This window comes from Wolbachia endosymbiont (group B) of Erebia ligea (genome assembly GCF_947179575.1).
Classification (GTDB): domain Bacteria; phylum Pseudomonadota; class Alphaproteobacteria; order Rickettsiales; family Anaplasmataceae; genus Wolbachia; species Wolbachia pipientis_C.
On sequence record NZ_CAMXBW010000002.1, the window covers coordinates 620,580 to 633,901 of the forward strand.

Below are 13,322 nucleotides of genomic sequence, written 5' to 3' on the forward strand. Positions count from 1 at the left end.
TTCTTTTCTTATCATCCGAGTACTGGGATCCAGAAGAATTAATTGTGAACAAATAGCTATACGATATTTTCAATGAAGTTACAAAAAAGCTGGATTCCACACTGGAATGACACCGTCATAAACTGCTAGAGGTCTTCATAATGTCATTCCAGTCCTCATAGTGTTTATCCCGGCCTTCATAATTTCATCCCAGTGTTCTCTTTCTCTTGTCATCCCAGTACTTGATACTGGGATCCAGATGCATGGCTAATGCTGAAACCAATACTCCCTTTTCTTGTCATACGAGTACTGGGACCCAGAAGACTCAGGTAATAAGAACTAGATTCCAGCGCCACGCGCTGGAATGACACCGTCATAAACTGCTAGGTCTTCATAATATCATCCCAGTACTGGTATCCAACTAAATTGGTGAACACTTTACAGCATTTTTGATGGAAAGAACTAGATGCCAGTGTCAAGCACTGACCCATTTTTCCTTAAGTTTTTGCAGCTTGTGTTCTATTACAAAACCACTGCGGTACTAACGAGCGGTAAAATGGTAGCGAATCTAAACTAAAAAGAATACATTCTTACACTGCTTGAAAGTTTACTCAATTCGATTTTAAAACAATTATTGAAACAATTCAAATATACTTTGTGTGTGGTTAAGATAGCTCTGGAATAGTATAAAGAACTATGTCATCATTGAAGAGAAATTCATCTGTTGCTGTGTACTCTTTATTAATTTTATAAGAATCATAAATATCGTAATCTGCTTTTCTATGGTAATCACAATATTGAAACTTACCCTCTTTATTAAAAACGCCAAATTGATCAATTAATGTAGCCATTTTCTTACCTTTTCCACTTTTTGTTAATTCAAATACATCAGCTGGGCAGTGGCCTGAAGAATCTTGATTAGTAGTTCCTTTTGCAATAAAAAAAGATGGTTTATCGTTAAGTAACTTGCAGAAATTTGGCTTATATTGGGAACGTTCAAAAAAGTGTGTCAAACCGTATTTTTAATTCAACTCAATTTTTAATCTATCAGGAAAAAAGATATCAAGTTGAGATATAGTTAAAGCCCAATTAGGTAAAGCCATAGCCCATTTTTGCTCTACTTTTTTTATAGCACAATATACCTGTTTATACAAGGCATTTGTATTAGTAAATGAGCCTTTGGTTTTAGTAAATTTTCTAATCTGTCTGTGCAGTCCCTCAATAGGATTAGTGGTATAAATTAGCCTCCTAACAGGACCTGAATACTTAAAATAACTGGACAAATTTTCCCAATTATTCTGCCAAGATTTTATGACTAATGGATACTTTTCGCCCCATTTTTCCTCCAGTTCAAGCAAATAATTTTCGGCAATTTCTTTACTTGAAGCACGATATATTTTTTTCAAATCATTCATGAAAACTTTTACATCTTTGCTAGATACATATTTCAGTGAATTCCTTATCTGATGCACTATACATAGTTGTACTTCTGCTTTAGGAAATATACTATTTATAGCTGTAGAAAAGCTTTTTAGCCCATCAATGCAGGCAATTAGAATATCTTCTACTCCTCTTTCTTTGAGGTCATTTAGCACTCCCAACCAGAAATTAGCTCCCTCACTTTCAGCCAAATAAAAACCTAATACTTCTTTTCTGCCATTTTGATCTATGCCTAATATGTTATACATACACTTGCTTACACAATGTCCATCCTCCTTAACCTTAAAAAACATGCCATCCATGAACACTATTGGATATACTGATTGCAGTGGACGGCTGCGCCATTCATTGATTATTGGTAGCAGTTTATCAGTAATACTGGATATCTCTGCTGCTGATATTTTGTGGTCATATATTTCCTCAACGTGTGAAGCTATGTCTCTGTATCCCATGCCACTGGCGTATGTACTTAATACCTTTGCTTCAAGTTCTGGATGTAGGCTTGTTTGCCTTTTTCTAACTATTTGTGGTTCAAAACTTCCCTCCCTATCTCTTGGTGTTAGCAGCTCAAATGAGCCTCCACTCGTGCGTAAAGTTTTTGCGTTTCTCCCATTTCTTCGGTTATTTTCTTCACTTTTAGCTGACATGTGGTTTTCTATTTCACCTTCCAGACTTGCCTCTAGCAACCTTTTTATAAACGGTGTTAATGCTCCATCTTTTCCTGTCAATGGTTTTCCTTCTCGTATAGATGACAGGATATTTGTTTCTAATTCTTTATAATCTACCAACCCATTAGTTCTATTTGCTTGACTCATATCAAACCTCCATTTTTTATATCAATTTATTACTTTACTTCTCGGTTTGACACACTTTTTTGAACGTTCCCTACATGAGAGGTCTGAGGCGGCTTTTGATGGTATGCCAACAGTATTCTATAGGATTCAAATCTGGTGAATATGTTGGAAGATACAGCAAATGACAGCCAAAAGACTCTATTAATGATTTTGTTTTAGTGGTCTTATGAAATGTAGCATTATCCATAACTATAGTTGTGCCAAGTGGCAATTTAGGTAATAACATCTTCTCCAACCATGTATTGAATACCTCTTTGTCACACCCACCTTTGAAAGTCATTGGTGCAATAAATCTCTTTCCAATCCACCCGGCTACTATACTGATTCTCTCTCGAGTTCTCCCTGGAATATCTGCATAAATTTTCTTTCCTCTTGGAGCGCGTCCATATTCTCGGTATAACTTATTATCAACTCCTGCTTCATCTATATATAAGATGCTGGAATGGTCTATTTTTGAGATTTTATCAATAAATTGCTCCCTATCTTCTTGATTGCGCTCTTGATATAGTGTGACTTTTTTTTAAAGTAATTTTTAGCTGTTTTAGTCTATACCAAATTGAGTTTATTCCAAATCCAAGATTTTGTTTCATCTCTGCCAGAGTATGATCTGGATTCTTTGTAACATATTCTTCGAGTATTTTGGGGTCTATTTTTCGAATAAAGCTACCGTTTTTAGATGGCTTGAGGCTTTCACCAGCAGCTTTCTTTTTTAACCAACGGTACAGAGTTGCTATTCCTATCTCCATAAGCTCTGCTACCTCAACCTTTGTCTTACCTTTTTCTATCATCAATACTGCCTTTTCCCTTAAATCCACACTATATGCCATTATAACTCAAATACTTTATTATACCTTTATCATTTACTTTAGGAAATACTATATCACAGAGATAGGACATAGATGTGATATTTATAAAAAATAAATATAAACATTAAATATACATTATACAGCCCTTCTTCCTGATCCATTCTTCCGATATAATTCTTTATTGAAAATTTTAGGAAAATATTGTATAATTATACAGTAGTAGAACTTGGTAAAACTTATGGCAAACGCTAATTTAGCTTTCAGTAAAGAAACCTTACAGCATCTTGCTAAATTATCTGAACTTACTAAGCAACCTGCTCAAGCATTAGCAGAAAAACTACTTAAAGAAGCAATAGATAGTGAAATGGAAGATTTTTTACTATCTGTAGTTGCTGATCAATATGATATTGAAGGTGCAGAAACAGTTGATTACAAAGATGTAAAGTGGAGATCAAGTGGATTACAAGATTAAATTTTTGAAGAATGTCACTGAAAAAGATCTTCCAGCTTTACCGATAAAAATAGAATCAAGAGTAAATAAAGCAATACAGGAACGCCTTACAGTCGATCCAGTTAATCTTGGTGAGCCTTTATATCATAGCTTTAAAGGGTTCAGAAGACTAAGGGTTGGCGACTATCGTATCATGTATTATACAGACACCAAAAAACATGAAGTAACTATCGTTACAATAGGACATAGAGACACTATTTACGAGAAGGCTCTTAAAGTACTAAATAACTATGTTCTTCAATAAACTCTGTTTCGTTAAGTAAGTAAATTATAAATATATTATTATACAGCTCTCCTTCCTCTTCACCTTAGGCGGCTTTGCTCAGCTCAAAAAAAACCATTTTTTTGGGGTACCCCCCACTATAAGTTATATTATTTATATATAATTTGACATCCTCCCCGCCCTAAAGGGCAAGGATTCCTACCACGTTCAGACCGAAGTCTGAATCATCTCGGCGGGTTCCTGCTTCATCGGGAGGCTAAATGCACTATCCCCTCCACAGGCATAACACGGCATGCCCTGCCGCTAAATCTATTATAGTTTGGCGTATATTCGGTCCGCTTCCGCCTTATATCCCCGCCCTGAAGGATGGGGTTTTACGGAGTTTTTTTGATAAACGTTGCAAAAAATAGAAGTGGCTCAACCGGCAAAGTCACTGTGCGTTATCAGGTTGATACTGGCAGGATATTGAAATGAAGCCTTTGAAAAAAGGCTTCATTTCAAATTCTAAATTTAAATAGCTGCTTGTCTGTTAACTCCCGTAGTGATTTGGATGCTTTCCACACTTGTTGGAGGCTGACATGAAGCTTTTATTACTTCAGAGCTTTCTTGCTTTAAATATGACAATGCGTCATATAGAGTTTTTGCTTCATATTGTCTTCCTACTTTCACCTCTTTATGTGCAGCTAATTGATCCCAAGTGACACCATTGCTTTCAATAAACTCTACAGAACCATTATCCCTAATGATAATTTTTATTTTACACTCTTTTCCCTCAACATACCACGTTAAATCCATATCATATGAACCATTAGCCACCTCATAAATTCTTACTCCATTCTCATCAACTCTGCAGCGTATTCCTCTTGTTTCACACTTACTTTGATTAGGCAGTAATAATGTAATTCCATCTACATTATATTTTCTGCATGCATCACTATTTAGAATATCAACCATATTTACTGGTTTTGTAAGATCGCTGAGCATAATTCTGAGTGCAGGTTTAATCTTACCTTTCTTTCTACTTTCTTTAATTCCTACATATTCTAAAGTATTGTCTTTTATACTTTCATTTACGCCTTGTGCAATTTTTTGAGCAATTTTGCCTACAATATTTTTGCTATCGTACTTATTAGCATATTTGTATTCATATCTGCCGTTAACCTCATATCTATACTGTTGCTGCCCTTCTTCACTAGGAACCACAGTAGAAAAGTGTTTAAACCACACTTTATCATCATCAATACTAACTTCTTCGTTCTTCTCTTCAGAATCTATAAGTATTTTACTATCTGGGCTTACACTTTTAAAGAACTCATCCTTTAAGCACAAATAAAAATTCTCACCTGTCTCTTGACTAAGAGAACCTATAGTTTTAATTAGACCTTTAGGATTACCTAACATATACCTCCACGCATTAAATTATATAAAGGTATATCAGCGTTGACCTTCTAGGTCAATTATAAATCTCTTATGCAAAAGAGCTTTCACAAGAAAGCTCCCATATAATCGCCAGTTCTCAGTTTTCTGTATCCTTTGAGTTTGTAACAAAACGATTCACCAAAATCAATTGGATTAACTGTAAGTCGCTCTTTTACTATCTCTTCAACTCTTAACTTTATTGTTTTTGGAAAAGCTCTTCTTACCAACATTTTTCAGGAATTTAATCTTATAGCGCTTTAGTCCCACCTATAGTGGTAAGATTATCTACTTATTCTTATATGGGAATTTACCAACTATTAAGACATTAAGTGTAGTAAAAATATATTCTAATAGTATGGAAAAATAAAATGGACTTTGAAAAATATGTAAACGATGGTATTATAAATTTATATGATTTGCGTAACGACACAAGTAACAAAGAAATATGTGAGCTTATCGATTTTATAAAAGAAAGAAAAGATATCAAAGAATTTGGTTTTGGAGATCATGATACTAGTCATAACATAAAATCTAGAAGAGGTAATAATATGAACCTAGATGCATAGGTGTAGGAATTGGTTTAGTTGCTGGTCTAGTTGCAGGATGTTGTTTAGGGCAAGAAACTTTAGCTCTTATTGGCGTTTCTGGTGTAGTGTTGATTGCATTTGCTATAGTTGGTGCATTACTTGGAGCTGGAGCGGGCTATGTCGTAGGTAAATGCCTTGACAAAATTAAGGTTACAAATATGCAAGGAGAAAGAAGTTGTTAAAGGTTCGTGTTATATTCTGAATTTCTTTCAATACTTAAAGATTTACAATCAGAGCAAACTACCTGGCCACGTGGAACTGATTTCAGCTCATCAGTTGAAACTTTACTTGAGCAGAATATGCATTTTATTTTATCACTTGGGGCGAGTGAGTGATCAACAGCAATTCTATCATCAAAAACAAAACACTCGCCCTCCCAACTACCACTTTTGTTGTGAGTTTTTTCAAGGTAGGAAAGAATACCGCCTTTAAGGTGGTAAACATCGTTAAATCCAAGGCTTTTCATATATGCTGTAGATTTCTCGCATCTGATTCCACCAGTGCAGTACATAGCCACTTTCAGATCTTTACTCTCAGAGAAAGACTCTGCCCACTGAGGAAAATCGCGAAAACGTTGAGTATGTGGGTTAATTGCATTTTTAAACTTGCCTAGTTTTACTTCGTACTCGTTTCGTGTGTCTATTACTAAAACATCAGGTTGAGAGATAAAATCATCCCAATGTTCTGGATCAACGTACTGGCCTCTAACGGAAGTACCGAGATTACTTACACCAAGATTCACAATTTCTCTTTTTAATCTCACTTTCATCTTACTAAATGGTTGATATTCTGCCGAGCTCTCTTTCCAAGTAAGACCTTTTAGCCTGTCATCAGAACGTAGAAAATCAAGTATTTTATCAATTGCGTTTCTTTTTCCAGATACAGTTGCATTAATACCCTCTTCTGCAAGGAGTATAGTGCCTTTTAATTCAACGTTGTCGCATACAACTTTTATTTCGTCTTTCATGTCATAATAATTAGAGAGTTTTACAAAATGATAGAAAGTTGCAATGACAAAACTCATAATTAATTAGTTTATCGATTTAAAACATAATATATAAAATTATGAAGATATTCAATAGGACGGCTGTTAATTACTGGATATCTTTAGTTTTTGCATATAACATTTCAATATCAAATATAGATTCAAGTTAATGTTTCTGAGAGTATTTAAAAATATATTCTTGTTTTTAGTAAGTGTATTATTTGTCTGCCCTATACTATCGTTAATATCGATTCTATTTACAGAATCAGCAAACTCTGGATGGGTAATTAGTAGACTTTTTCCTGAATATATACTCAATACGTTGATTTTGATGGTAGGAGTAGGGTTAATATCCTTTATATTTGGAGTAATTCCAGCTTGGCTTACTACATTTTTTTCGTTTCCCGGAAGTAGAATTTTTGAGATTGCCTTATTCTTTCCGATATCAATTCCTGGATATATAGTATCGTTTGTTTATGTAAACACGTTAGAGTTTTCAGGTCCAATTCAGAGCTTGTTAAGAGATACTTTTCAATTGAGCAAAGGTAACTATTGGTTTCCCGAGATCAAATCCCTAGGTGGTGGAATATTAGTAATGGGATTTAGTCTATATCCATACGTTTATATGTTGGTCCGCTCAAGTCTAAAGAGCGTTAGTAACTCAGTCACTATTGCATCAACACTTGGGTTCTCCTCATTACAGAGTCTGTTTTCTGTCATCATACCCTCCATACGTCCATCAATTATAGCTGGGTTATCCTTGGTACTAATGGAAGTAATTACAGATTTCGGCACACCACAGTTTCTTGCTATCGATACTTTCACGACAGGAATATACCGTACTTGGTTTTTATTGCATGACAAATATTCAACTACTGTTTTGGCAGTTGCAGAACTGATTTTCGTTGCAACACTAATAGTTATCGAGAAAAAACTACAAAAAAGAGAAATATCTTACTCTTCAATCAATACTAATGCAGATTATCACAATAAACGTAGTATAAACGGTTCTATATCGTTGATCTTTTCTTATCTTATGTGTTTATTGCCGATATTAATAGGCTTTATTTTACCAATGATTCCACTTATATATTGGAGCATAGAGAAAGGCTTTTTCATATACGAAGCAAGATTTTATAATATAATAACAAACAGTATTAGTTTATCATTTATTACCGCGCTAATCTCGATCAGCATTGCAATAATTATTGGATATACAGCACGTAAAAATAAGGTAATAAGCAATATAGCACGTCTCATTTCTCTTGGATATGCAATTCCAAATGCAATTATTGCAATTAGCATAATAATGTTTTTAAGCAGAATATCTTCTTTCATTACTCAATATATTGTAGAAATTAGCTTGGTAGGAACTATTGGCGCATTAGTTTACTCATATTTATTTCGTTTTTTTGCTATATCTTTCAAGGCGATAGAGTCGGGACTCAAAAAAACACCAAATGAAATTGAATGGACTGCATATACTATGGGTCATGGGCCTATTTCCACGTGCCTGAATATTCATATTCCCCTTATCAAGAAAAGTATACTATCGGGATTTCTGCTTGTGTTTATGGATACGGTAAAAGAACTCACGGCAACACTAATTATCAGACCATTTAATTTTGAAACTATATCAACTAGAGTATATGAACTTGTCAGCGATGAGCGTTACAGAGAAGCTGCCCCATTTTCGTTAATGATAGTTATTATAGGTTTAACCTCTACAATAATCTTATTCACACTTGATGATAAGAATCAAAAATAAACTATTTTGCATCTGTTCAGCAGAGTAAGAAAATAAGATAGACGAAAAAAGACAACTATAGAAGCAAATGGTCAGTGCTTTCGTGTTTATCAACTTAGTTGGATCTCAGTATCAGCTACTCGGATGACATTATGGAAGCTCAAATGACAAAACAAGAAGCATTGGTTTCAGATGCACTTGAACAAATACACTATCTTGATAATCAATGAGGTCTAGTGTTAACGTATGGACTGTCTAAGGAAAAGGGTGGTATCATAACATCAAAGGTTTTTATGCTCTCTTCGTTCAGAAATTCATATTTACCCTGCATTATTCCTGATGGTGTATTTAAGTATGTTCCACTTGTATATTTGAATACCTCTCCAGATTTTATTACAGGTTGTTCTCCAATAACACCAACTCCGGCAATTTCATTTATTTTGCCCTTATGATCTATTATTTGCCAATAGCGACTTAATAATTGAATGGTTGATGAGCTTTTGTTTTTTATCTTAACATTATACATCCATACGTAACAATTTTCATAAGGAATGGATTGCTCTTCAATGTAAATTGGCAAAACTGTAACTTCAACAGAATTAGTAATAAGTGTGTATTTCATGGTCATCGTAAAGTGTTCATGATAAAAGTTTAACACACTTCAATTATACACTTTTTTCATAGATTTTCCAAGCATATTATCGTACTCTAACTAGGAAATATTAATCTACATGATGAACAAAACAGATCCACTGGATAAAAAAGTGATAGGAATAATAGGAAGTGGGCAATTAGGTAAAATGACTGCTATCGCTGCAATAAAACTTGGGCACAAAACGCATATTTTTGCCAGTACTAAAAACGATCCAGCTTGTTCTGTTGCTGATGATTTAACAATAGCAGACTTCTGTGATAAGAGGGCACTTGAATCTTTTGCACAGAGTGTGGATTTAGTCACTATTGAGTCTGAAAATATTCCATGTAGTGCAATTGATATTGTGTCGCAGCATACAGATTTTTATCCAGGTAAAAAGGCGTTACACATTTCGCAAAATAGGCTGAGAGAGAAAGATTTTATTAGAGATTTAAGCATAAAAACTGCTGATTACAAAAGTATACAAAATTATAATCAGCTACTAGAAAGTAGTGAAACTTTTAGCTATCCAGTGAGGCTAAAAACAACAGAAATGGGTTATGATGGAAAAGGACAATATGTGATTGAAAATGATTCTGAACTGAAGCAATTTGCTTCCTTCGATTGGAATAAAGAGTACATTCTTGAAGCAAGTGTTGATTTACTGAAAGAGGTTTCAATAGTCGTTGCAAGAGATAAAAACGGTAAAGTAGCTTTTTTTCCTATAGCAGAGAATCACCACGTTGACGGAATACTTAATACTTCAATAGCACCAGCTAAAATAGATAATAAATTAGCCCAAGAGGTACAAAAAACTGCAGAGAAAATAGCAACTGCACTTGATGTAGTAGGAATTCTAGCTATTGAATTTTTCATCACTCAAAATCATGAATTACTAGTTAATGAACTGGCCCCAAGACCCCACAATTCTTGCCACTGGAGCTTGGATGCATGCAACGTTAGTCAATTCGAGCAGCTAGTTAGGATAATATGCGGTCTATCTATGCAGGAAGTAGTATTACGCTTTCCTTGCATGACAAAAAATATAATAGGTAATGATATATATAATTCTCACAAATATTTGAGCAACGAAAAAGCTAGTTTAACCATATATGGGAAAAAAGAGGTTAGGGACAAGCGTAAAATGGGACATGTCAATATAGATTTAAGTTATTGAGCTATAAATGCTCTTTGATCAAGATCTCCAAGATCTGCACTATATTTAGTGCTGCACCTTTGCGTAGATTATCAGCTACTATCCACATATTTAATCCGTGTTTAACGGTATCGTCTTGTCTAATACGCGATATGTATACGGCATCCTCTTGCACAACATCAATCTGAGTCATATATCCACCATTTTCGCGCTTATCTTGCACTAAAACTCCATCGTCTTCACTGAGCATTTCACGAGCTTCTTCTTCAGTTATATGCTGATCAAATTCTACATTTACTGCTATAGCATGACCAACAAGAACAGGTACTCGGACACAAGTTGCAGTTACTTTTATATCCTCTTCTAAAATTTTTTTTGCCTCCTCTTGCATTTTCCACTCCTCTTTTGTAGAACCATCTTCCATGAACTCTCCTATATGAGGAATGCAATTAAATGCTATTTGCTTAGGAAATATTTCAGGTTTTTTAGCTTCATTCATAAAGATTTTTTTTGTCTGATTGTAAAGCTCATCCATTGCTGCTTTACCTACACCAGAAGTTGATTGATAAGTTGAAACAACGATTCTCTTTATTTTTGCTTTTTGGTGTAATAAATGTAATGCCAGCAACATTTGTATTGTAGTACAGTTTGGATTAGATATTATGTTATGGTTTTTATACTCCATAATTTTATCTTTGTTGATCTCTGGAATAACTAGTGGCACGCCTTCTTTCATCCTAAAACGAGAGGTATTATCTACGACAATACATCCAGCTTCAGTTGCAATCGGTACGTATCTCTCGGAAACATGAGACCCAGCACAGAAAATTGCTATATTAATTCCAACAAAATCGTAGTTCTCAAGGTCTAAGACAGTTAATTCTTCATCGCCGAAACTTACCTTTTTTCCCTCTGATTTTTTTGATGCAAAAGCAACAACAGAATCTATTGAAATTTTTCCTTCGTCTTGAAACTCGGCAAGGGCGCTTAATACCTCACGCCCTACTCTTCCTGTTGCTCCAATAACAGCAATTTTATATCCCATATAGATAAACCTCTGACTTTAAAGCTATATTATATTTTTACTGATAAAATTTACAATTACTTTAATATTTTTACCTTGCAATTAACCATAATTTAGTTATAATTATAAGATACTAGTAATATTGCATGGTAGAATGAAATGAGTAAAAAACATGATGACACTAAGGTCAAATCTGCATTTCAAAAGCCTGAAAAAGTCAATAGATTAGAGATTCAAAATGTTCTTTCGAAAAAAAGCAAGCCAGCGATAAATTTTGATGATAAAAAGTATGGTGTGAAAATTTCTAAGATAGACCAGCATCTTTCAAACAAGAAGCAAGAATCTTTTGGATTAAGAGATTTTTTAAGTTCAATACCAATAATAGGAAGATTTTTAGTGAAAATTTTCACGCCTGAAAAAGAAGAGTATAAAAAACTGCAATCGCAAATAGGTCTTTCTAATAAAGCAAAAAATGAGATCTACATAGATAATAAACGCACAGAAGAAGTAGGTAGCAAACTTGAGAATGGTAATATTGAACAAGTAGATAAAGAGAAAAAAAACCTTGGCCCATAAATATTAACCATTTAAAGTGTATCTCTCACTACTGAATTTGTTGCACAGAAGTTTTGCAGTACCAAAATAAATAAATGGGTATGCCACTTGCAGTGAACAGGCTCGAAATCAGCAGAGTACCTACAGGGGTTTCTAATATCACCCAACAACAAAAGGTTGTTGCTATGCTACCAATTAAAAGCTTATAACAACTCCTCTCCTGTATAATAACCTTTAGAAAGGCAAAACAGCACGCAAGATAAACGAACAAAAATGAAATTACAGAAAAGTCAATAATCGACGTAATCTGCTGGGCAAAATTGTTGTTTGAAGTGAGAATTAGTAAAATTGCAGTTCCAATTGAACTAACTGTTATTCCCAAAAAAGGAGAGCCATGCTTGTTCCTTTTAGCAAAGAATTTTGGCATTAGTCTATCTTCTGCAAGACCAAAAGCAACTTGTCCACTAGATAAAACCCAGGCATTTAGACTGCCAACACAAAAAATGAATGCAACTATAGAAACAATTAAATGCCAATTACCAGAAAACATAATTTTTATCGCATCAACATATGGTGCTCTTGAACTTGCTAAATTGTTGCCATTGATCAATCCCATAATCGCAAAATTGTTGATAAAATATATAACAGCAACACAAACTGTGCCAAGCACCACAGCTTTTGGTATAGTTTTAGCTGGATTATCAACTGACCCTGCAGGTGCTGTTGCCAATTCAAGTCCAATAAAACACCATAAAGTAAGGAGTGTAGAGCGCGCAAGAATTTGCGATGTTGTAAGACTTAATATTTCTTCACTTATGATAAAATTATTTCTATCGAAAAAAAACAACGCTGCTACAGGTATTGCAAGCAATACAGCAACCTTCACAACCGTGAGCAGAAACTCAACGTGCCCTGCAGTAGCTATTCCCCTTAAATTTATTAATGTAATGATTGTAAATAACAACAGCTCTAAAAATAAACGCATACTTTTGATATCTTCATGGAAAAATGGTGTAAGATAGCCAACACCCACAACTATTAAAGCTGTTGTACTAACCCATGAGATTACCCAATATGTCCAACCAACAAAGAACGCTGCAGCAGGACCAAAAGTATGTTTCACATAAACGTGAGGACCTCCTGTTTCTGGAAACTTTGCACATAGCGTAGCAAAAACTAGCGCAAGAGACACAGCACCAGCTCCTGATATCATCCAACTTATAAGGCTATAAGCGCCATATGGAGCAAGGCTAATTGGAAGCATAAAAACCCCAGAGCCGATCTGACTACTAATGACTAAAGCAAAAACAGCCCAAAAACCTATTTTATTTGACACAATACCTCTTAATTCTATTAATGTAAGCCAGTAGTATAGCTTAAGAATTTTAGCAAATAAAAAATT

The 13,322-nt window shown here is 34.5% G+C and carries 15 protein-coding genes; 6 read left to right on the forward strand and 9 right to left on the reverse strand.

Features of this window, described 5'->3' with window-relative positions; translation table 11 throughout:
• Positions 1–644: 644 nt before the first annotated feature.
• The 4 genes from OM962_RS03605 to OM962_RS03620 all read right to left on the reverse strand — a co-directional run bounded on the left by OM962_RS03605 (position 645) and on the right by OM962_RS03620 (position 3,100).
• Positions 645–992, reverse strand: coding sequence for a hypothetical protein (locus tag OM962_RS03605; protein WP_264330838.1), 348 nt, complete (start codon positions 990–992; stop codon positions 645–647).
• Between the two features lie 9 nt (positions 993–1,001).
• A complete protein-coding gene (locus OM962_RS03610) occupies positions 1,002–2,234 on the reverse strand; it encodes an IS256 family transposase (RefSeq protein ID WP_264330447.1) in 1,233 nt (410 codons plus the stop codon).
• A 70-nt stretch (positions 2,235–2,304) separates the two neighbouring features.
• On the reverse strand, positions 2,305–2,742 hold the full coding sequence (locus tag OM962_RS03615) for an IS630 family transposase (RefSeq protein ID WP_319606753.1): 438 nt from the start codon (positions 2,740–2,742) through the stop codon (positions 2,305–2,307).
• Between the two features lie 10 nt (positions 2,743–2,752).
• Positions 2,753–3,100 carry an IS630 transposase-related protein gene (locus OM962_RS03620; protein ID WP_213864026.1) on the reverse strand — a complete coding sequence of 116 codons (348 nt, stop codon included), beginning with the start codon at positions 3,098–3,100 and terminating at the stop codon, positions 2,753–2,755.
• 217 nt (positions 3,101–3,317) lie between these two features.
• Here OM962_RS03620 and OM962_RS03625 point away from each other — a divergent pair, with 217 nt between their 5' ends.
• The gene (locus tag OM962_RS03625; RefSeq protein ID WP_264330839.1) at positions 3,318–3,551 is read left to right on the forward strand and encodes a hypothetical protein; all 234 of its coding nucleotides are present in this window, start codon (positions 3,318–3,320) and stop codon (positions 3,549–3,551) included.
• Positions 3,535–3,834 (forward strand): type II toxin-antitoxin system RelE family toxin, encoded by a 300-nt coding sequence (locus OM962_RS03630; protein ID WP_264330840.1) that lies wholly within the window; start codon positions 3,535–3,537, stop codon positions 3,832–3,834. Before OM962_RS03625 ends, OM962_RS03630 begins: the two co-directional genes overlap by 17 nt.
• 489 nt (positions 3,835–4,323) lie before the next feature.
• Here OM962_RS03630 and OM962_RS03635 read toward each other — a convergent pair whose 3' ends face one another.
• Entirely contained in the window at positions 4,324–5,214 is an 891-nt protein-coding gene (locus OM962_RS03635) for a hypothetical protein (protein ID WP_264330841.1), read from the reverse strand.
• Between the two features lie 386 nt (positions 5,215–5,600).
• Here OM962_RS03635 and OM962_RS03640 point away from each other — a divergent pair, with 386 nt between their 5' ends.
• Positions 5,601–5,798: a hypothetical protein gene (locus OM962_RS03640; protein WP_264330842.1), complete on the forward strand. Its 198-nt coding sequence runs from the start codon at positions 5,601–5,603 to the stop codon at positions 5,796–5,798.
• Positions 5,799–5,997: 199 nt separating this feature from the next.
• Here OM962_RS03640 and trhO read toward each other — a convergent pair whose 3' ends face one another.
• Positions 5,998–6,843 (reverse strand): oxygen-dependent tRNA uridine(34) hydroxylase TrhO, encoded by an 846-nt coding sequence (gene trhO / locus OM962_RS03645; protein WP_264330843.1) that lies wholly within the window; start codon positions 6,841–6,843, stop codon positions 5,998–6,000.
• Between the two features lie 130 nt (positions 6,844–6,973).
• Between trhO and OM962_RS03650 the strand changes: the two genes are divergently transcribed.
• Positions 6,974–8,572, forward strand: a complete 1,599-nt coding sequence (locus tag OM962_RS03650) for an ABC transporter permease (RefSeq protein ID WP_264330844.1) — start codon at positions 6,974–6,976, stop codon at positions 8,570–8,572.
• A gap of 202 nt (positions 8,573–8,774) precedes the next feature.
• On the opposite strand, the gene apaG is transcribed toward OM962_RS03650, so the two are convergent.
• Positions 8,775–9,179, reverse strand: a complete 405-nt coding sequence (gene apaG / locus OM962_RS03655) for a Co2+/Mg2+ efflux protein ApaG (protein ID WP_039950787.1) — start codon at positions 9,177–9,179, stop codon at positions 8,775–8,777.
• Between the two features lie 106 nt (positions 9,180–9,285).
• Between apaG and OM962_RS03660 the strand changes: the two genes are divergently transcribed.
• Positions 9,286–10,362: a 5-(carboxyamino)imidazole ribonucleotide synthase gene (locus OM962_RS03660; RefSeq protein ID WP_017532205.1), complete on the forward strand. Its 1,077-nt coding sequence runs from the start codon at positions 9,286–9,288 to the stop codon at positions 10,360–10,362.
• A 1-nt stretch (position 10,363) separates the two neighbouring features.
• On the opposite strand, the gene OM962_RS03665 is transcribed toward OM962_RS03660, so the two are convergent.
• Positions 10,364–11,386, reverse strand: a complete 1,023-nt coding sequence (locus OM962_RS03665) for an aspartate-semialdehyde dehydrogenase (RefSeq protein WP_264330845.1) — start codon at positions 11,384–11,386, stop codon at positions 10,364–10,366.
• 138 nt (positions 11,387–11,524) lie between these two features.
• Between OM962_RS03665 and OM962_RS03670 the strand changes: the two genes are divergently transcribed.
• Positions 11,525–11,941 carry a hypothetical protein gene (locus OM962_RS03670; RefSeq protein WP_264330846.1) on the forward strand — a complete coding sequence of 139 codons (417 nt, stop codon included), beginning with the start codon at positions 11,525–11,527 and terminating at the stop codon, positions 11,939–11,941.
• A 28-nt stretch (positions 11,942–11,969) separates the two neighbouring features.
• Here OM962_RS03670 and OM962_RS03675 read toward each other — a convergent pair whose 3' ends face one another.
• Positions 11,970–13,256, reverse strand: a complete 1,287-nt coding sequence (locus OM962_RS03675; RefSeq protein WP_264330847.1) for an APC family permease — start codon at positions 13,254–13,256, stop codon at positions 11,970–11,972.
• Positions 13,257–13,322 lie beyond the last annotated feature (66 nt).